This is a genomic window from Bacillus sp. ChL18 (assembly GCF_026241425.1).
GTDB lineage: Bacteria > Bacillota > Bacilli > Bacillales > Bacillaceae > Bacillus > Bacillus velezensis.
The window spans coordinates 1,469,625-1,488,617 of record NZ_JAPHWE010000001.1; the positions used below are offsets into that span (position 1 = coordinate 1,469,625).

Genomic DNA, 18,993 nt, shown 5'->3' on the forward strand with positions numbered 1-18,993 from the left:
TTTTACAGAATCAGCTTAATTTCTCCCCTTCCAGGACGCCGCTTGAAAGTAATTGACCGCGCAGCATGCGGTATTCGTCATCTTTCCAAAAAGCCTCTGAAGACACCAGATTGGCCGCATCCTGGCGGGCCGTCTCCAAAGCTCTGTAGTCATGAACCATATCCGCCACCTTGAACTCGGGCATACCGCTCTGTTTTTTCCCGAAGAAATCCCCGGGACCGCGCAGTTCAAGGTCCTTTTCAGACAGCTCGAAGCCGTCGTTTGTCTCCGACATGATTCTCATCCGTTCCTTCCCGGTTTCGGATTTCGGATCTGCCATCAAGATGCAGAAAGATTGGTGGTCTCCCCGCCCGACCCGGCCGCGGAGCTGGTGGAGCTGAGATAATCCGAAACGGTCGGCGTCATAGATGACCATAATCGTCGCATTCGGCACGTTCACCCCGACTTCTACGACGGTTGTTGACACAAGTACCTGACATTGATTGGCACTGAATTCTCTCATCACCTGATCTTTTTCATCAGAATGGAGCTTCCCGTGCATCAGGCCGACATTCCATTTCCCGCGGTAAACGTCAGACAGCATGTTATATACGTCAATCGCATTCTGTACATCCAGTTTATCCGACTCTTCAATGAGCGGGCAGATAATATAGGCTTGCCTTCCCTGTTTCAGCTCTTTTTCTATAAAAGCCAAAATCCGCTCCAGCATGTCGTGTTTCACCCAATACGTTTCGATTTGTTTTCGCCCCGCGGGCATTTCATCTATCACGGAAACATCCATTTCTCCGAAGACGGTAATGGCCAACGTTCTCGGAATCGGGGTGGCTGTCATAAACAGCACATCCGGATCCTGGCCTTTATTCTTGAGTTTTTTGCGCTGTTCGACTCCGAACCTGTGCTGCTCGTCCGTAATAACAAGGCTCAGCGCTTTAAATTCCACTTCGTCCTGGATTAAAGCATGGGTCCCTACTAAAATATCAATCTCTCCGAGAGCAAGCCGCTCCAAAAGCTCCCTGCGCCGCTTTCCTTTAACAGAACTCGTCAAGAGCGCGATATTCACATCTTCATTTGCAAACAACGATACGAGAGAATCTGCATGCTGTTCGGCCAGAATTTCAGTCGGCACCATTAATGCCCCCTGATACCCCGACAGAATCGCAGCGTACAAAGCGATGGCGGCGACGGCCGTTTTCCCTGAACCGACATCACCTTGCAGCAGACGGTTCATTCGGTAAGGGGATGTCATATCAGCGGTAATTTCCCGAAGCACGCGCGTCTGTGCGGTTGTGAGCGAAAACGGCAGGCTGTCTGTGAAAGCGGCGAGCTTTTCAGCAGGAAACACATGGCTGATGCCTTTTGACTGTTCCCTTTCCGCTTTACGGAACGCCTGCATTTTCAGCTGAAATAATAAGAATTCCTCGTAAACAAACCGGCGTCTTGCCTGCTGTAACGATTCCCTCGTTTCAGGCTGATGCATCGTCTGCAGGGCATGTTTGTAATCAGGCAGCTTGTAGCGGATTCTCAATTTTTCAGGAAGCGGATCGGCCGCACTGTCCAAATGATGCTCCAGCGCTTCCTTAATAAACCGTCTCATCATTTTTACGGTGACGTTTTCTTTAACGGAATAAACAGGCTCAATGCTTTTATCTTCTTGATGAGGACCGTTTTTTAATTCCTGCACGGAAACGGTCTGTCTGTGTTTATCCCATTTCCCGGATATTGTGACGACAGAACCTAACGTCAGTTTCTTTTTTAAGTAGGGACGGTTAAAGCAGACCGCGGTAATTAAATAATTGCCGACAAGCACCCTGAATGTCAGCCTGTTTCGTTTTTTGCCGTAATAGGTAAGAGAAGGTTCTGAATGAACCTTCCCTTCTACCGTCACTCTTTCTTCATGTTTTACTTCTTCTAAGTCCCTCAGCTCATAGTCGTCATAACGGTAAGGGAAATAATTCAGAAGATCAGAAATGTCATAGATACCAAGTTCGTGCAATGTTTTTTCTGTTTCCGGCCCAATGCCCTTAATTTCCGCTATACTAGTTTGCTGATGGTGTGTCACTTGATTTCAGCGCTCCTCCGAAAATTTTTTTCTCTAATTCTCTTCCCGTCGGTGTCGCGGCTAAACCGCCTTGTCCCGTTTCACGCAGTGCTGTCGGCATTGTCTGGCCGATTTTGTACATCGCGTCAATCACCTCATCGCAAGGAATGCGGCTTGTAATCCCGGCCAGCGCCATATCCGCCGCGATCATTGCGTTGGATGCTCCCATTGCGTTTCGTTTGACACACGGCACTTCTACCAATCCGGCGACCGGGTCACATACGAGACCGAGCATATTTTTCAGTGTAATCGCCATTGCTTCCGCTGATTGCTGAGGCGTTCCGCCCGCCATTTCCACAATCGCAGCCGCTGCCATGCCTGATGCTGACCCGACTTCCGCCTGACAGCCTCCTGCCGCTCCTGAAATACTCGCATTATTTGCTACGACAAAACCGAACGCGCCGGCTGTAAACAGAAAACGGATCATTTGTTCTGTCGTAGGGTTCAGCTTATGCTTTACGGCGAATAACGTTCCCGGCACAACCCCGGCAGAACCGGCGGTCGGTGTAGCGCAGATCGTTCCCATGGCCGCATTGACTTCATTTGTCGCGACAGCTTTAGAAACGGCGTCTAAAATCAGATTGCCCGACAGGCTTCTTCCCGATTGGATGTATGCCTGAAGTTTCACGGCATCTCCGCCTGTTAAACCGGTCTGACTCGTGACGCCCTTCAGCCCTTTTTCAACAGCTGCTTCCATGACGGAGAGATTGCGCTCCATTCCTTGAAAGATTTCTTCCCGCGTTTTTTGCGTTACTTCCATCTCTTGGGTGATCATCACTTCCGAAATCGGAATTTGTTTTTCTTGAGTGATTTCTATTAATTCTTTTACATTACGAAACATGTCATTTTCCTCCTGACTTTTTAGTCAGCTATCTTAGTAACCTGTATAATATTAGGAAGTGTTGAAAGCTCGTCAAGCACTTCTTCTTCAATATTCTGATCGACCTCAATCGTCATCAGCGCAAGCTGGCCGACGTCCTTACGCGCCACTTCCATATGTCCGACGTTGATAGAGAATTTCGCAAGCACATTGGCAACGCCTGCAATCGTGCCGAATTTATCATTGTGAACGACTAAAATAGCCGGATGGTTTCCGGAAAGACGCAGCTCAAAGCCGTTGAGCTCCGTGATTTCTATTTTTCCGCCGCCGATGGAAATACCGGTAAGGGCAAGCTCTCCCTCATCATCAGAAATGACGATACGCGCTGTATTCGGATGAACAGGCACGGCATCCTCTGTACGGAACTCTACATATATGCCCTTCTCTTCCGCAATTTGAATCGCTGTTTTAATCCGTTCATCAAATGTATCAAAATCAAGCAGGCCGCCGATAATCGCGACATCAGTGCCGTGACCCTTATATGTCTCCGCAAATGATCCGTAAAAAGACACAACGATCCGGCGGGGCTCCCGCCTGAATAGGCTTCTGGCCACTCTGCCGATCCGGGCGGCGCCTGCGGTATGTGAACTGGACGGACCGATCATTACCGGGCCGATAATATCAAAAACGCTTCTATACTTCATGCTGGTTTGTTCCTCCTTAACATCACTCTATTCAGCGCTTTTCTTTAGACTAATTGAACATTTCTCAATTGGCAAGCAGGCACACTGCCGCACTGCCGCAGGTAAATAAAGGCATAAGAATAGAAGGGCCTGATAAGCCCTTCTACTCTGCCGCAAATATATATGGATACAGAGGCTGTCTGCCGTTATGGATTTCAACCTCGATATCTTCACAGACGCTTGCAATATACTCAGCAAGTTTCTCAGCTTCTTCTTCCGGCGCGTCCTCTCCGTACAGGATGGTGACGATTTCATCTTCTTCCCCGATCATTTCATCCAGCAGCAATTTCGCCGCACTCATCCGATCTTCGGCGCTGCCGATAATTGAACTGTTTAAAATGCCGATAAAATCACCTTTTTTAATATCTTTGCCGTCAATATGGGTGTCTCTGACTGAATATGTCACCTGTCCGCTTTTCACATTCCGGATGGCCTCAAGCATATTGGCTTCATTTACGTCAGCCGGCTGGTCAGGGTTAAACGCAAGCAGGGCGGTCATGCCTTGAGGGACCGTTTTTGCCGGAATGACAATGACATTTTCTTCAGCCACGCTCGCCGCCTGATTGGCAGCCATCACAATATTGGAATTGTTCGGAAGAATGAAAACCGTCTCCGCATTGACAGACTGAACGGCTTCAACAATATCTTCCGTGCTCGGATTCATTGTCTGGCCGCCTTCGATTACGTGTGAAGCGCCGATGCTCGTAAACAATTCAGAAATGCCCTCTCCCATTGCCACAGTCACGATGCCAAAAGGCTTGCGGGCTTCTTTCATAACGCCGGCCGGCTTTTTTTCATCATGTTCTTGGCTGATGATTGAAGTATGCTGTTCCCTCATGTTTTCAATTTTAATTTTAATCAAATCGCCGTAACGCTGTGCGAGATTGAGTACGTTCCCTGGTTCTTCGGCATGAATATGGACTTTCGCCAGCGTATCATCAGCCACGACCAGCAATGAATCGCCGAAACGGCTCAGTTCATTTCTAAACGTCTCTTCCTTGAACGTCCGTTTATCTTGATCCAGCCTTACCATCACTTCCGTACAAAATCCGAATTCAATATCTTCTGTACTCAGCATGCTCTGCGCGCTTTTATGATGCTCGGCATTCACCATATCATCGAGTGCCGGAAGAACCGCTTTTTTCGGTACGGCCTCTCCTTTTAAAGCAGACAAAAAGCCTTCATATACACAAAGCAGACCTTTTCCGCCGCTGTCAACGACACCGACGTCCTTTAAAACAGGAAGCAGATCCGGCGTGCGGTTCAGCGACGCTTCCGCTTCTTCAATAACGGCCTCCATGAGAGCAATGATATCGGTTTCTTCTTTAGCCGAGGCGACCGCTTTTTTAGCCGCATCCTTGGCCACGGTTAAAATCGTTCCTTCAACCGGTTTCATGACCGCCTTATATGCCATATCCACTCCCGCTTGGAGTGCTGCGGCAAATTCTTGGGCGTCTATTTGGTTTTTGTTTTCAATGCTCTTTGTGAAACCTCTGAACAATTGGGACAAGATCACCCCTGAGTTTCCTCTCGCCCCCATAAGCAGGCCTTTTGACAGGGCGATGCCGACTTTGCCGATGTCGGGTGAGTCAATGTGCTCTACCTCTCTTGCACCGGATGACATCGATAAATTCATATTTGTTCCGGTATCGCCGTCAGGCACGGGAAACACGTTCAGCGCATCCACCGCGGATGCGTTTTGAGACAATGTCTCAGCCCCCGCCAGAATCATTGCCGCAAAAGCTCTCCCATCTAAGTTTCGTCTAGACAATACTCATCCTCCTCACTACGGGTTCGTTACTCGTACGCCTTGGACATAAATATTTACAGAATCAACTGCAAGTCCGATTGTTTGATTTACTGTGTATTTTACCTTCGTCTGAACATTGTGGGCTACTTCGGATATTTTAGTGCCGTAGCTGACAATAATGTACATGTCGATATGTATTTGTTCGGCTTCCTGACGGACATGTACGCCTTTTGCGAAGTTCTCTCTCCGGAGGATTTCAGACAAACCGTCTTTAATCTGGTTTTTTGAGGCCATCCCCACTATTCCGTAACAGTCAATGGCAGCGCCTCCGGCAACCATTGCGATGACTTCGTTGGATATATCAATCTGTCCGTATTTTGTCTTCATTTCAATGGACACACAGGTTCCTCCTTCAGGTGCATAGAGTTATCATTATTCTACTATATGTATCCCATTATGAAAAGAAAAGATACAGACAGCGGCCTTCAGCGCGAAATGTGATTGGTTTTACATGTCAAGTGATTTTTCTTGAAAGTAAGGGAAACAATAGTTGCAAACGGTTTTTAGCTGTGGTAAATTATTTAAAGTATTGTATAACGAAAGCATCTGAGAAACTATGTTTGAAAAGATGTTTCGCGCAGTTAGGAGGGAAACAAATGGCACGTAAATGTTTTATTACAGGTAAAAAAACAAAAGCCGGAAACAACCGTTCTCACGCAATGAACGCTTCTAAGCGTACTTGGGGCGCCAACCTTCAAAAGGTCCGCATCCTTGTTGACGGCAAACCTAAAAAAGTGTATGTATCTGCCCGGGCTTTAAAATCCGGTAAAGTTGAGCGTGTATAAGCAAAAATGAACGCCTGCCCTTTTATGCGGCAGGCGTTTTTTATGCGTTCAAAGAGGGCAATTTCAGCTTCTTGGGCTTACTCTTTTCTAAATGAGCCCAGCATCGCCCGGACAATTCCTCCTAAAAACTTCGGCAATTTAATGGTATAAAATTTCATTTTGTCCCCTCCTATAAGTCCCGTATCCGCTGCGTTCATCACTTTAGGATTCATGGTTTTTTCCGCATATGGCAGAAGCCGCTTTTCTAATCCGCGCTCCTTACCATTATTAATATGCCTTTTGCAAACGAAAAAGTACCTCGTGAATGAATGAGTTCGTTACTAATACATAGTGTGGAACCCAGAGGAATATGACAATTATCAAGGGGATATTTAAAACCGTCGAGCGTCAGGCCGTCTGCCGCTTCCGTAAACGGAATGAAAGAAATATAGCGTCTGCTTGCTTTTTCTTCAATTGTATAACGGCCGGGCCCGAACATCTGAATGTCATTCTGCCGGTCGATCAGCTCGACATCGGTATTCTTATGTAAGGCTTTATACAGCAGCTGGATGTTCCCTAAAAAGTGATCGGCTCTTCCGCCCGTCACACCGAATATCCGAATGGTCTTCGGTTCTAGTTGTAAAGCCCAGTCAAGGGCGAGTTCAAGATCGGTATAATCTTTTTCCGCCTGATATACATGGAGGGCCGGCGCCGCTTTTTGAATCTGCATGAGCTCCTCTTCCGTAATGCTGTCAAAATCACCGAAAGCTTCCTGCGGAATGATTCCGGCCTCCAAAAGAGCAACCGTCCCTTTATCGACTCCGACCCACGTCGTATCTCCGCCTGTGTATTCGGATAGATCGGGAATAAGCTCCCGCGGGCCGCCCGCAACGATATTGATTGTCTTCATATGTTTTCCTCTCTCTTAGACGCGAAAAGAGCCGGCGGCTTTCACCGGGCTCTTTTTCAGCATGTTTATGACGCGTTTCGGATGTCAGCGATGGCTTTTTTCCGATCCGGCTGATTATATACGGCAGACCCGGCAACAAGCAGATTGGCGCCCGCTTCAGCGCATAAAGGGGCTGTTTCTTTATTAACGCCTCCGTCCACCTCGATTAAAAGCTCAGACAGGCCTTTCTCCTCAGCCAGCTGTTTGACCTGACGGATTTTCGGCAGAACCGAATGAATGAAGCGCTGTCCGCCAAAACCGGGGTTAACCGTCATTAACAGCACAAGGTCAAGCTCCTCGATCACATGTTCAATCATGTGGACGGGCGTATGCGGATTGAGCACAACTCCCGCTTTTACCCCCTGCTCTTTTATCAATTGAATGGTCCGGTGAAGATGCGGACACGCTTCAGCATGAACAGAAAGGATGTCCGCACCGGCTTTTGCGAATGCCGGGATGTAGCGGTCCGGGTTTTCAATCATAAGATGGACATCCAGCGGCAGATCAGTCACCGGACGGACGGCTTCAACGATAAGCGGCCCGATTGTAATGTTAGGGACGAAATGGCCATCCATGACATCAATATGGATATAGTCCGCCCCTCCTTTTTCCACGTCTTTAATTTCCTCGCCCAGTGAAGCAAAATCGGCGGAAAGAATTGATGGCGCAACCTTAATCATATTAATACCTCGGCTTTCTCTCTTTTATTTCCTGCATAAATTCTTTGTAATGCTCATAGCGGTACGGCTGAATCTCTCCTTCTTCCACCGCTTGCTTTACCGCGCATTTCGGCTCCTTAAGATGCAGACAGCCTCTGAATTTGCAAGAGGCGCTTATTTCTCTGATCTCAGGGAACGTGCTGCCCAGCTCTTCTTCCTCAATGCCGGTAAATTCAAGCGAACTGAATCCCGGAGTATCCGCCACAAGACCGCCTGATGTATGAATGAGCTCCACATGGCGCGTCGTATGTTTTCCGCGTCCCAAATGCGCGGAAATCTCGTTTGTTTTCAGCTCAAGCTCCGGGCTGATCGCATTTAAAAGCGAAGATTTTCCGACTCCCGACTGACCGGCAAACACCGTTGTTTTGTTCTCGAAGTGTTTCACAATGCCTGTTAAACCGCTGTTTTCTTTTGATGACGTCACATATACGTCATAACCGATCGCCTGATAGTCTTTCACATAAGAAAGTATCGCCTCTTTCGATTCCCCGTCTGCAGCTAAGTCCATTTTGGTTATGCAGATGATCGGGTGAATGCCGTTGGCTTCCACAAGGACGAGAAAACGGTCCAATAAGGACGTGCTGAACGCCGGCTGAACGGCAGAAAAGACAAGAACGGCCTGATCGACATTTGAAATCGGCGGCCTGATCAGCTCGTTTGTTCGTTCTTTGATTTCCAGCAGGTAGCCTTCTTTATCATTTTCAGCCTGATAAACGGCATAATCGCCGACCAGGGGCGTTATTTTATTTTTTCTGAAAATGCCCCGGCCCCTGCATTGAATGATCTTGTCCTGTGATTCATCCAAGACATAATAGAATCCGCTTAACGCTTTTATAATTTTGCCCTCAGGCATAGGGTCCCTCCTTGTCAGTCATTATCTTTCGGGTATTCAATCGTTTTGTAGCTGACAACTTTATGATCGACCATCACTTGATAATACCCCTTCTGTCCCTGATCAATCTTCAGTTCAATTGTTTTTTCAGTCGGCTCTTTTATTTTAAATGAGTCATACGTATCAGAGATGCTGTGGTCTTTATCATCGATGGCGATTTGCACTTCAAGCTCGTCCCCTTCATGTTCGGGTTCGTAAGGAATGCTGATTTTTTCTTTTACCGTTTTCGCCGGTTTTTCTTCAGGTCCGAGCGAGAACGTCACTTCAACATTACTTCCCGGCTTAACCGCAGTACCGGCTGACGGCTCTTGTTTCATGACTTGTCCTTCCGGCACGTCATCTGAATGGGCTTGTTTTTCAACAAGCTGCAGGCCGTTATCTTCAAGATACCCTGAAGCCGCTTCTTTGCTGTAAGTCTTTAAGTCCCTCAGCGTAACGTCCGCCGGGCCGAGGCTGACCGTTAGATTGACTTCATCGTCGCTTGCGACCATGTCGGTGCCGGCTGACGGGTTCTGATCAATTACGGTGCCGGCCTCGCTGTCATCGTTCTCTTCTTTGACATTGACATGTTTGAAGCCTTTTTCCTTCAGCGCTTTTTTTGCGTCGCCGATCTGCCGCCCTTTCACGTCGATCAGCTGGGTTTTCGGTTTTCCGATGCTTTTATACAGTTTTACAGAAGAGCCTTCTTTAACGGTAGACCCCGCTTTTGGGTCCGTTTTGACAATTAATTCCTCTTCTATTTTTTCATCTTCAATGTCCGTTATATCAGGATCCGCCCGGAGTCCGTTCTTTTCAAGCAGGGCTTCCGCTTTTTCGTACTTCATGCCCCGTACGTCGGGGACGCTTACATCTTTAGGCATAAATAAAGACGGAAACACGGTGACCGCAAGAACAGCCGCCATAATGAAAATGAAACAGACGGCCAGCAAAACCCACGGCCATTTCCGTTTTTTCTTTTTGGCGGGCTGCTGTTCCTTATCATCCGTCTCCCCCGGCGTTTCCGCCTGAGGCACGGCTTTTGCGCCGTCAGTAATAACGGGAATGGCTTTTGTCATTTCCTCATCATCCTGCACGGAAAACTTTTGTTCATTCAGCCTGCCGGCGTCAAAAGCCGTTCTGATGTCCGCTTCCATGTCCTCGGCGCTTTCATAGCGGTGAAACGGGTCTTTAGCGGTTGCCTTTAAAATAATGTTTTCAACGCTCTGCGGAATGGAAGGGTTCCACTTTCTGGCGGAAGGCGTTTCTGTTTGCAGATGCTTTAGCGCTATGCTGACGGCTGATTCTCCGTCAAAAGGAATTTTACCTGTTAAAAGCTCAAACAGCACGATGCCGAGCGCGTAAATATCTGATTTTTTCGTTGCCAGACCGCCTCTCGCCTGCTCCGGAGACAAATAATGAACCGAGCCCAGCACAGAATTCGTATGTGTGATTGTTGTAGACGTAAGCGCTGTGGCGATGCCGAAATCCGTCACCTTGATATGCCCTAAATGATCTATCAATATATTGTGCGGTTTAATATCCCGGTGCACGATATGGTTTTGATGGGCATGAGCGATGGCCGAGACGATCTGCTCCATAACGGACAGCGCTTCTTTCGGATGGAGCGGCCCGTGTGCGTTTATGTATTCCTTTAATGTCATGCCTTCCACATATTCCATGACAATGTAATAAATATCGCCTTCCTCCCCGATATCGTAAATACTGACGATATTCGGATGATCGAGGCTTGATGCCGACTGTGCTTCTCTTCTGAAACGCCTGATAAAATCAATGTCATTCACAAAGTCAAACCGCAGAATTTTAATTGCGACTTCACGTTCGAGAATGATGTCCTCAGCTAAAAAAACGTTTGCCATTCCGCCGCCGCCAATGGGCCGGAGGATATGATAACGCCCGCTGATCCGCTTGCCGGTTAGCACTTGTCTTCACCCTCTTTTGCATCTGCGGAAAACTCAATCAACACAGCCGTGATGTTATCTTCGCCGCCGTTTTGATTCGCTTTGCTGATGAGAAGGTCTACTTTTTCCTGAGGATCAGATTCGGCTTGAAGCATTTGTTTGATCTCGTGATCTTCTATTTTATTTGACAGCCCGTCAGAGCATAAAAGCAGCTGATCGCCGTCAGACAGTTCAAAAGAACGGGCGTCGGGACTGATGGTTTCATCTGTCCCCAGCGCTCTCGTCAATACATTTTTCCGCGGATGGTGCTCGGCGTCCTCTTTCGAAATTTCCCCCGTCTTGACCAGCTCATTCACAAGCGAATGGTCCTCAGTCAGCTGAGTGAATTCCCCCTCTTGAAGCAGGTAGCACCGGCTGTCACCGATATGAGCCACAGTGACAAACTTCCCGGTGAATAAGGCGCAAACAACAGTGGTGCCCATTCCCCGGCATTCTTCATTCGCTTTAGCGTGGTCATGTACTTTGAGATTCGCCTCATGAATCCGGTCTTTCAGCCAATCCTCGCAAGCAGACGGCAGAGAAGGAACCGTTTCGGTCCGGTTCCACTGCTCTTCCATCGCCGCAATCGCCATCCTGCTCGCTACATCTCCGGCAAGATGACCGCCCATGCCGTCGGCGACAACCGCAAGCACCGCGTCTTCTTTTTTGAAAATGCCCGCCGCATCTTCATTATGCCGGCGGACTTTACCTGTATCTGTTTTCAAGGCTGTAATCAACCTCTTCACCTCGTCTCGTCTTGACGCTCCTTCGCGCGAAGCTGACCGCAGGCCGCGTCAATGTCATGGCCTTGCTCTCTTCTGATCGTGACATTTACACCGCGGGATTTTAACGTTTTTTCAAATGCGAAAATCTGATCTCTCGGTGTGCGGACGTAATCCCGTTCAGGCACATAGTTTACCGGAATTAAATTGACATGGCATTTCACGTCTTTTAACAGTTCTGCAAGCTCTTCTGCATGTTCGACCTGGTCATTTACGCCGCCGAACAGCCCGTATTCAAAGCTGATCCGTCTGCCTGTTTTCTCGATGTAATATTTGACGGCCTCCATAAGGTCAGGAAGCTTATAGGCTTTGTTAATCGGCATCAGACGGCTTCTGATTTCTGTATTCGGAGCATGCAGAGAAATCGCGAAATTGATCTGCATTTTTTGATCCGCGAAATCGTAAATCTTCGGAATGATTCCGCTGGTGGAAACTGTGATATGACGCGCTCCGATGTTCAGCCCTTTATCGTGGTTAATGATTTTTAAGAAAGCGAGCATTTCATTGAAATTATCAAACGGCTCTCCGATTCCCATGATGACGACTGAGCTGACGCGTTCATCCGTTTCATCAAGCGCCTTTTGCACTTTCACGACTTGAGCGACGATTTCTCCCGCTTCAAGATTCCGTTTCAGTCCGCCGAGCGTTGACGCGCAAAATGTGCAGCCGATCCGGCAGCCGACCTGTGTCGTTACACATACAGAATTACCATACTCGTGTCTCATTAAAACCGTTTCGATCGTATAACCGTCATGAAGCTCAAATAAAAATTTCATCGTGCCGTCTTGAGATGTCTGTTTTACAGCCGTTTTCAGCGTTGTCAGCACAAAATTGCTCTCGAGTTTTTCACGCAGGCTTTTTGAGAGGTTTGTCATTTCATCAAATGAAGAAACCCGCTTTTCATAGAGCCATTCAAAAATCTGTGCTGCGCGGAACGGCTTTTCGCCATTCTCGGTCAGCCATTGTTTGATTTCATCTAATTCAAAAGAGTAAATGGACGGCTGCTCAGTCCGCAGCTCTTTCCGTACGCTTGTCTTTTTTAATTGTGTCATTTTTTATCCCTTCTTTCTCATGCTGCTAATAAAGAAACCGTCTGTTCCGAAATAATACGGAAGAATTTGAAGGCTTCCATCCTGAACAAAGGGTCTCGCCTTTTCAGGCAGCCGCTTTTCAAGAGACAAATCGGGTTCAAACTCAGGGTGTTCTTGTATAAACGCATGCATAACTTCTTCATTTTCTGTCCGGTCCATTGTACACGTACTGTATACGAGTGTGCCACCTTTTTTTACTAATGGGGCGATTTCCCTTAAAATGCCGAGCTGGATTTCTGACAGCCGTCTGCTGTCCTCCGGCGTCTTCGTATATTTCATATCGGGTTTTCTTCTGATGACGCCGAAACCTGAGCAAGGGGCATCAACGAGAATACGGTCAAACCGTTCTGCGCCAAAGGCCTCTCCCGCTTTTCGCGCATCCATCGTTTGCGCGTCGATGATCGTAAGCCCGAGCCGTTCTGCGCCCTCTTTAATCAGCTTCACTTTATGGCGGTGAAGATCAAGCGATGTGAGGCTCCCCTCGTTCTCCATCAGTTCCGCAATGTGAGCCGACTTTCCGCCCGGTGCGGCGCATGCGTCTAAAACGATTTCGCCCGGCTTCGGGTCCAGCGCCCGCGCGACAAGCATTGAGCTTTCATCCTGTATGGATACCCGGCCGTTTTGGAAAAATGCCGTGTTCGCGATGCTTCCTTTTAAAAGCTTAATCGCATCAGGAGAAAGGTCTCCGGCTTCTGCTTCCAGACCGGCATTCTCCATCTCATTCAGCACCGTTTCCCTGTCGCTCTTTATGTGATTGACACGGAGCGTCTGCTTCGGCGGAATGAGATGAATCCGGCAGATCTTTTCAGCTGCCTCAAAGCCGTACGCCTCGACCCACTCTTTTACAAGCCATTCGGGATGGCTTGTCTCTGTGGAAAGACGGAGAACCGGGTCTTCAATTTCAGCGAATGACGGCGCCCCTTCACGCTGCAGGGAGCGGAGGATGCCGTTGACAAAGGACGCAATGCCCTTATGCCCGCGTTTTTTGGCGATCTCAACCGCTTCATGAATGGCGGCGCGATCCGGAATTTTTTCTAAATACTCCATTTGATACGCGGACAGACGAAGCAGCTGAATCACCCACGGCTTCACCTTATTCGGCTTGCGGATAAAAGGCTTCAGCATATAGTCTAAGGCGATTTTATTTTGCAGCGTTCCGTAGACAAGCTCTGTCAGGAGTCCTCTGTCCTGATCGCTGAGCGTGTTCGTTTTGATAACCGATGTAAGAAGCAGGTTGCTGTATGCCTGATTTTGTTCAAGCTTCTCAAGCGCTTCAAGGGCGAGCTCCCGGACATTAATTTTCTTCATTTGCTTCTCCTAACACGTCACCGGTCTGCACATTTTTGCCCCTTACAAAATCTTCGCCCTTCATCCGTTTTTTTCCCGCCGGCTGCAGCTCTGTGATTAAAAGGGCGGTGCTGTTTCCTGCTGCGACGACAATGCCGTTTTGCTCCGTGCGGATGACTGTTCCGGGCGCAGCTTCAGTTTTTGCCGCAACTTTTTCAGAAGCCCATACTTTAATATTTTGACCGTTCAAAGTTGTATAGGCGACAGGCCAAGGGTTTAAACCTCTGATCTGGTTGTAAATCTCTTCCCCGGGCTTTGCCCAATCAATCCGCTCCTGTTCACGCTTAATGTTAGGCGCGTAAGTCGCTTTTGATTCGTCCTGTTTGACCGGTTTAATATTTCCGGAAATGACGTTCGGGACGGTCTCTGACAAAAGCTTTGCCCCCGCTATGCTTAATTTGTCGTGTAGCGTGCCGACGTTATCCGTTTCATCAATTTCCACTTCGATTTTAGAAATCATATCGCCCGCATCAAGCTTTTCAACCATATACATGATCGTCACGCCCGTTTTCTTCTTCCCTTGGAGAATCGAATAATGTATCGGCGCTCCGCCTCTTAATTCAGGCAATAGTGACGCGTGTACGTTGATACAGCCGTATTTCGGGCCGTCCAGCAGCTGCTTGGGCAGGATCTGTCCGAATGCCGCCGTAACAATCAGGTCCGGCTTCAGGCTGAGCACTTTTTCTATTTCTTCTTCGAGCCTTACTTTTTCGGGCTGAAGCACGGGAATGCCGTGACGTTCAGCTTCAGCCTTTACAGGAGGGGGCGTCATGATTTTTTTTCTGCCTTTCGGGCGGTCAGGCTGCGTAACGACGCCAACTACTTCATACCCGTCTTCAATAAGCGTGCGCAGGACGGGAACTGAAAAGTCGGGCGTTCCCATAAAAACGATCCTTGTCATCCAATCATCCTTCCATTTCTGCCAGTTCTTCTTCAGTGTAGTAAGCCGTAATTTTTGATGTGAATAAAATGCCGTCTAAATGATCCATTTCATGCTGAACGGCTCTGGCCAAAAAACCCTCCGCTTCTAAAATAAACGGTTTTCCTTTACGGTCGTGGGCTTTTACCTTTACGTAATCCGGGCGGGTGACATCGCCGTAAACCCCGGGAAAGCTTAAGCAGCCCTCGACTCCGGTCTGTTCACCGCTCTTTTCAAGAATAACCGGATTTACTAGGTCGATCCGGCCGCTTTCTTCACCGATGTCCACGACGGCCGCTCTTTTTAAAATGCCGATTTGCGGCGCGGCGAGGCCGACGCCATCCATTTCGAGCATCGTATCGTACATATCGTCAAGCAGTTTTTTTAATTTTTTATCAAACACTGTCACTTCTTCGGCAGGTGTTTCCAGAACCTCCGCCGGGTGTGTGACGATTTTTTTCACAGCCAAAATTTTGCCCTCCAAAAACTAATGTTACATCAGCATGTACGGATTCATATCGATTGAAATCATTACATGCTTTTGCGCAATGTCGCGTTTATAGTGCTCCAGTATCTTTTTCAACTGAATCTGCAACTCGTTTTCCTGTCTGTATTTTATCACGCATTGATAGCGATATCTATCTTTGATCCTGGCGATCGGGGAAGCCGCAGGCCCGAGAATTTTCGTATCAGGCCCGCATCCCGCTCTTAAATAGTTTGTAATCTTTTCTGCGGTGACCGCGGCTTTTGGCGCTTCTTCATGAGAAACAGTCACCAGCGCCACGTAATAATAAGGCGGGTATAACTGGGCCCGTCTGTGCGCCATTTCCTGCTGAAAAAAAGTTTCATAGTCGTGCGTTTTCGTCAGCTGAATGCTGTAATGAGACGGTGTATACGTTTGAATGACCACCGTTCCCGGCTTTTCATGCCGCCCGGCCCGTCCGCTTACCTGTGTCAGCAGTTGGAATGTCTTCTCCGCGGCCCTGAAATCAGGGATGTGAAGCGTCGTATCTGCGCTTAATACTCCGACGAGCGTCACGTTCGGAAAATCAAGCCCTTTTGCGATCATTTGCGTACCGAGCAGGATATCCGCCTTCCCTTCACCGAACGCTGACAACAGTTTTTCATGGGCGCCTTTTCTTGAAGTGGTGTCCACATCCATCCTGATCACGCGCGCCTGAGGCAGCACTTTGGTAAGCTCCTCCTCCACACGCTGCGTTCCCGTGCCGAAAAAGCGGATATGTTCGCTGCCGCATTCCGGGCATGTTCCCGGTACAGGTTCCTCATGGCCGCAGTAATGGCATTTCAGCCTTTGTCCGTAGCGGTGATAAGTCATTGAAATGTCGCAATGCGGACATTGCGGCACATAACCGCAGTCCCGACACATCACAAACGAGGAATACCCCCGTTTATTCAGAAAAAGGACGGCCTGCTCTTTTTTTGCAAGCTTCTCTTCCAGCTGTTCCATCAGCTCTCTTGAAAACATTGATCTGTTGCCGTTTCTCAGTTCTTCTCTCATATCAACGAGAGAAACGTCAGGCATGAGCTGGCGATTTACGCGATGTTTTAACGGAAGCAGCTCATAAACGCCTTTTTTCGCCCGCGCAAATGATTCCAATGTCGGCGTGGCGCTCCCGAGGACGACTGGACAGCTGTGATGCTCGGCCCGGCGGATGGCTACGTCCTTTGCATGATACCGCGGCATTTCCTCCTGCTTATAGGAAGATTCGTGCTCTTCATCAATAATGATCATGCCGAGATTTTCAAACGGGGCAAAGATGGCCGATCTGGCTCCGACGACAAGCCGGACTTCCTTGCGCTGAATCTTCCGCCATTCATCGTATTTTTCACCTGTGGATAATCCGCTGTGCATGACCGCAACCTGTGAGCCGAAGCGGCCTTTAAAACGGTTGACCATTTGCGGTGTCAACGAGATTTCCGGAACGAGCACGATGGCTTCTTGTCCTTTTGCCAGCACTTTTTCAATGGATTGCAGGTAAATTTCCGTCTTGCCGCTTCCCGTGACGCCGTGAAGCAGAAAGACGTGATGGACATGGTCGGCTACAGCTTGTTTAATCGGCTCAAAAGCGGCCCGCTGCTCTTCTGTAAGAGAGAGCGGCTCTGTTTTTTTGAACATTCTGTCCTGATAAGGATCGCGGTAAACCTCCTCAAAGCTTTCCGTAAGAAGCCCCTTTTTAAGAAGCGTTTTCAGCGTCGCTGAACTGGAATCGGTCTTTTTGCAAAGTTCGGCCGCGGAAATCTTTGCTCCCCCGCCGATAAAATAAGTAAGCACGGCGAGCTGTTTAGAAGCCTGCTTTGTCAATGAATCTGCGTGCCGGGCGAGTTCTTCTTTGTCTGCCCCCGCTTCGATCATGCGGATCATTTTTTTATTCGTTTTTTGGGCGACTTTATATGCGACATCAATGCTTCCTTTGCGCACGAATTTTTGAAGTGACGAAAGAATGCTTTCATCGGTAATATCCGAGTACAGAAGACTTTTTTGATTCCTGAAAAGCTGTTTGATCTCCGGTGTCAGCGCTTCTTCGTCAACGACTTTCAGCTCTTTCTCGTACTTCGCCTTCAGTGCGGCGGGCAGCATTGCCTGAAGCGCCGTGATTTTAAACGACAGCGTTTTGTCAGAAAGCCATGAAGACAGCTGCATCAGTTCCTCAGTCAGAACGGGCGTCAAATCAAGAAGCTTCTCGACTTCCTTCATTGAGCCGCCGTTTAACTCAGACGAATCTTTCAAACCGGTCACAAATCCTTGAAGCTTGCGCGGGCCAAACGGGACAATCACCCGCATGCCGACTTCGATCATCCCTTTTAAATGATCGGGAATTTTGTAATCAAAGGGTCTGTCAATGTTTTTGGAGCTGACATCGACAATGACTTCTGCTACATTCATACGGGTTTTCGGTCCTCGGCTTTCAAAGCGGTCATTTCCTTCAGCATTTCAAAGGAAACGTCAAGTTTAGACATAAGCGCAAGCTCCCGTTTTCTTCCGTCCCGGAAATAGAAGGTGACGACATTCGTATCCGTACCAAATCCGGCCCCTTCTGCTTTCACATCATTCGCAACGATCATATCAAGGTTTTTCTGTTCGAGTTTTCTGCGCGCATAGCGTTCGACGTCTTGCGTTTCAGCTGCAAATCCGATCAGCAGCTGGTGTGTTTTCCGTTCGCCGAGTTCTTTCAGTATGTCTGCCGTACGGTTGAATTCGATCACGAGCGAACCGTCTTTCTTCTTCATTTTGTGATCAGAAACAGCCGCCGGCGTAAAATCGGCCACGGCCGCCGTCTTAATCACCATGTCGCATGAATCAAACACAGAAAGCACGGCTTCTCTCATATCGGCTGCCGATTGCACAGGAAGAAACTGATACAGCCCGACTGGCGGCTCTATTGACACCGGGCCGGAAATCAGCGTCACCCGCGCCCCGAGACGGACGGCGGCTTCAGCAGCGGCGTAGCCCATTTTGCCGGTGGATTTATTTGTGAAGAAGCGGACAGGGTCCACGGCTTCGCGCGTCGGACCGGCCGTAATGACAATATGTTTTCCTTTCAGCGGCGCATCGTCTTCAGGCTCCTTAAAATGCTCTCTGACACGCTCAACAATAAGCTCCGGCTCCTCCAGCCTTCCTTTGCCGACATATCCGCATGCCAAATAGCCTTCACTCGGTTCGATAAAGCGGACCCCGTCCTGATAAAGCACAGAGATGTTCCGTTTCACCGCCGGATGATCATACATATGGACATTCATCGCAGGCGCCACCCAGACCGGGGCCTCAGCCGCCAGCACCGTCGTTGTGAGCATATCGTCAGCAATTCCGTTGGCAAGCTTGCCGATGATATTTGCCGTAGCGGGCGCGACAATAATTAAATCCGCCCAGTCAGCGGCATCAATATGAGAAATCACCTTCGGATTTTGTTCATTAAATGTATCTGTATACACTTCATTCCGGCTCAGCGCCTGAAATGTCAGCGGAGAAACAAACTCACGCGCAGACTCAGTCATAATCACTTTGACGTTTGCGCCGGCCTGAACCAGCTTGCTCGTGAGTGCGGAAGCTTTATAAACGGCAATTCCTCCGCTTACGCATAGCAAAATGTTTCGGTTTTTCAT

At 48.6% G+C, this 18,993-nt stretch carries 18 protein-coding genes; 1 reads left to right on the forward strand and 17 read right to left on the reverse strand.

Going from position 1 to position 18,993, the window contains the following annotated elements:
* Positions 1-10: 10 nt before the first annotated feature.
* The 5 genes from recG to OQ477_RS07310 form a co-directional block, all read right to left on the reverse strand.
* A complete protein-coding gene (gene recG, locus OQ477_RS07290; protein WP_032874873.1) occupies positions 11-2,059 on the reverse strand; it encodes an ATP-dependent DNA helicase RecG in 2,049 nt (682 codons plus the stop codon).
* Positions 2,037-2,939 carry an L-serine ammonia-lyase, iron-sulfur-dependent, subunit alpha gene (gene sdaAA / locus OQ477_RS07295; RefSeq protein WP_003154324.1) on the reverse strand — a complete coding sequence of 301 codons (903 nt, stop codon included), beginning with the start codon at positions 2,937-2,939 and terminating at the stop codon, positions 2,037-2,039. Before sdaAA ends, recG begins: the two co-directional genes overlap by 23 nt.
* A 20-nt stretch (positions 2,940-2,959) precedes the next feature.
* On the reverse strand, positions 2,960-3,622 hold the full coding sequence (gene sdaAB, locus OQ477_RS07300; RefSeq protein ID WP_003154325.1) for an L-serine ammonia-lyase, iron-sulfur-dependent subunit beta: 663 nt from the start codon (positions 3,620-3,622) through the stop codon (positions 2,960-2,962).
* Positions 3,623-3,764: 142 nt separating this feature from the next.
* Positions 3,765-5,432, reverse strand: a complete 1,668-nt coding sequence (locus tag OQ477_RS07305) for a DAK2 domain-containing protein (RefSeq protein ID WP_038457982.1) — start codon at positions 5,430-5,432, stop codon at positions 3,765-3,767.
* A gap of 15 nt (positions 5,433-5,447) precedes the next feature.
* On the reverse strand, positions 5,448-5,810 hold the full coding sequence (locus OQ477_RS07310; protein WP_003154327.1) for an Asp23/Gls24 family envelope stress response protein: 363 nt from the start codon (positions 5,808-5,810) through the stop codon (positions 5,448-5,450).
* A 257-nt stretch (positions 5,811-6,067) separates the two neighbouring features.
* Between OQ477_RS07310 and rpmB the strand changes: the two genes are divergently transcribed.
* Positions 6,068-6,256 (forward strand): 50S ribosomal protein L28, encoded by a 189-nt coding sequence (gene rpmB / locus OQ477_RS07315; RefSeq protein WP_003154328.1) that lies wholly within the window; start codon positions 6,068-6,070, stop codon positions 6,254-6,256.
* 77 nt (positions 6,257-6,333) lie between these two features.
* On the opposite strand, the gene spoVM is transcribed toward rpmB, so the two are convergent.
* From spoVM to coaBC, 12 genes are all read right to left on the reverse strand, one after another.
* Positions 6,334-6,414: a stage V sporulation protein SpoVM gene (gene spoVM / locus OQ477_RS07320; protein ID WP_003154329.1), complete on the reverse strand. Its 81-nt coding sequence runs from the start codon at positions 6,412-6,414 to the stop codon at positions 6,334-6,336.
* An 86-nt stretch (positions 6,415-6,500) separates the two neighbouring features.
* Complete coding sequence (locus tag OQ477_RS07325; RefSeq protein ID WP_265971969.1) at positions 6,501-7,145, reverse strand: thiamine diphosphokinase; 645 nt, start codon at positions 7,143-7,145, stop codon at positions 6,501-6,503.
* Positions 7,146-7,210: 65 nt separating this feature from the next.
* The gene (rpe, locus tag OQ477_RS07330) at positions 7,211-7,864 is read right to left on the reverse strand and encodes a ribulose-phosphate 3-epimerase (RefSeq protein WP_062623349.1); all 654 of its coding nucleotides are present in this window, start codon (positions 7,862-7,864) and stop codon (positions 7,211-7,213) included.
* A 1-nt stretch (position 7,865) separates the two neighbouring features.
* Positions 7,866-8,756, reverse strand: a complete 891-nt coding sequence (rsgA, locus tag OQ477_RS07335) for a ribosome small subunit-dependent GTPase A (RefSeq protein WP_007409752.1) — start codon at positions 8,754-8,756, stop codon at positions 7,866-7,868.
* A gap of 14 nt (positions 8,757-8,770) precedes the next feature.
* Positions 8,771-10,714, reverse strand: a complete 1,944-nt coding sequence (gene pknB, locus OQ477_RS07340; RefSeq protein WP_265971970.1) for a Stk1 family PASTA domain-containing Ser/Thr kinase — start codon at positions 10,712-10,714, stop codon at positions 8,771-8,773.
* On the reverse strand, positions 10,708-11,469 hold the full coding sequence (locus tag OQ477_RS07345; protein WP_265971971.1) for a Stp1/IreP family PP2C-type Ser/Thr phosphatase: 762 nt from the start codon (positions 11,467-11,469) through the stop codon (positions 10,708-10,710). The genes pknB and OQ477_RS07345 overlap by 7 nt, the downstream gene beginning before the upstream one ends.
* A gap of 5 nt (positions 11,470-11,474) precedes the next feature.
* Positions 11,475-12,566, reverse strand: a complete 1,092-nt coding sequence (gene rlmN, locus OQ477_RS07350; RefSeq protein WP_003154339.1) for a 23S rRNA (adenine(2503)-C(2))-methyltransferase RlmN — start codon at positions 12,564-12,566, stop codon at positions 11,475-11,477.
* A gap of 3 nt (positions 12,567-12,569) precedes the next feature.
* The gene (gene rsmB, locus OQ477_RS07355; RefSeq protein ID WP_265971972.1) at positions 12,570-13,913 is read right to left on the reverse strand and encodes a 16S rRNA (cytosine(967)-C(5))-methyltransferase RsmB; all 1,344 of its coding nucleotides are present in this window, start codon (positions 13,911-13,913) and stop codon (positions 12,570-12,572) included.
* Positions 13,900-14,853, reverse strand: a complete 954-nt coding sequence (gene fmt / locus OQ477_RS07360) for a methionyl-tRNA formyltransferase (RefSeq protein ID WP_265971973.1) — start codon at positions 14,851-14,853, stop codon at positions 13,900-13,902. The genes rsmB and fmt overlap by 14 nt, the downstream gene beginning before the upstream one ends.
* 4 nt (positions 14,854-14,857) lie before the next feature.
* Positions 14,858-15,340: a peptide deformylase gene (gene def / locus OQ477_RS07365; RefSeq protein ID WP_095060034.1), complete on the reverse strand. Its 483-nt coding sequence runs from the start codon at positions 15,338-15,340 to the stop codon at positions 14,858-14,860.
* 24 nt (positions 15,341-15,364) lie between these two features.
* Positions 15,365-17,776 (reverse strand): primosomal protein N', encoded by a 2,412-nt coding sequence (gene priA, locus OQ477_RS07370; RefSeq protein ID WP_265971974.1) that lies wholly within the window; start codon positions 17,774-17,776, stop codon positions 15,365-15,367.
* A complete protein-coding gene (coaBC, locus tag OQ477_RS07375) occupies positions 17,773-18,993 on the reverse strand; it encodes a bifunctional phosphopantothenoylcysteine decarboxylase/phosphopantothenate--cysteine ligase CoaBC (RefSeq protein WP_265971975.1) in 1,221 nt (406 codons plus the stop codon). The genes priA and coaBC overlap by 4 nt, the downstream gene beginning before the upstream one ends.

What these genes read in the sequence shown, in the direction of transcription:
- sdaAA (WP_003154324.1), bottom strand. Translation starts at nt 2,939, where the DNA reads ATGTTTCGTAATGTAAAAGAATTAATAGAAATCACTCAAGAAAAACAA.
- sdaAB (WP_003154325.1), bottom strand. Translation starts at nt 3,622, where the DNA reads ATGAAGTATAGAAGCGTTTTTGATATTATCGGCCCGGTAATGATCGGT.
- rpmB (WP_003154328.1), top strand. Translation starts at nt 6,068, where the DNA reads ATGGCACGTAAATGTTTTATTACAGGTAAAAAAACAAAAGCCGGAAAC.
- spoVM (WP_003154329.1), bottom strand. Translation starts at nt 6,414, where the DNA reads ATGAAATTTTATACCATTAAATTGCCGAAGTTTTTAGGAGGAATTGTC.
- OQ477_RS07325 (WP_265971969.1), bottom strand. Translation starts at nt 7,145, where the DNA reads ATGAAGACAATCAATATCGTTGCGGGCGGCCCGCGGGAGCTTATTCCC.
- rpe (WP_062623349.1), bottom strand. Translation starts at nt 7,864, where the DNA reads ATGATTAAGGTTGCGCCATCAATTCTTTCCGCCGATTTTGCTTCACTG.
- rsgA (WP_007409752.1), bottom strand. Translation starts at nt 8,756, where the DNA reads ATGCCTGAGGGCAAAATTATAAAAGCGTTAAGCGGATTCTATTATGTC.
- rlmN (WP_003154339.1), bottom strand. Translation starts at nt 12,566, where the DNA reads ATGACACAATTAAAAAAGACAAGCGTACGGAAAGAGCTGCGGACTGAG.
- rsmB (WP_265971972.1), bottom strand. Translation starts at nt 13,913, where the DNA reads ATGAAGAAAATTAATGTCCGGGAGCTCGCCCTTGAAGCGCTTGAGAAG.
- fmt (WP_265971973.1), bottom strand. Translation starts at nt 14,853, where the DNA reads ATGACAAGGATCGTTTTTATGGGAACGCCCGACTTTTCAGTTCCCGTC.
- priA (WP_265971974.1), bottom strand. Translation starts at nt 17,776, where the DNA reads ATGAATGTAGCAGAAGTCATTGTCGATGTCAGCTCCAAAAACATTGAC.
- coaBC (WP_265971975.1), bottom strand. Translation starts at nt 18,993, where the DNA reads ATGAAAAACCGAAACATTTTGCTATGCGTAAGCGGAGGAATTGCCGTT.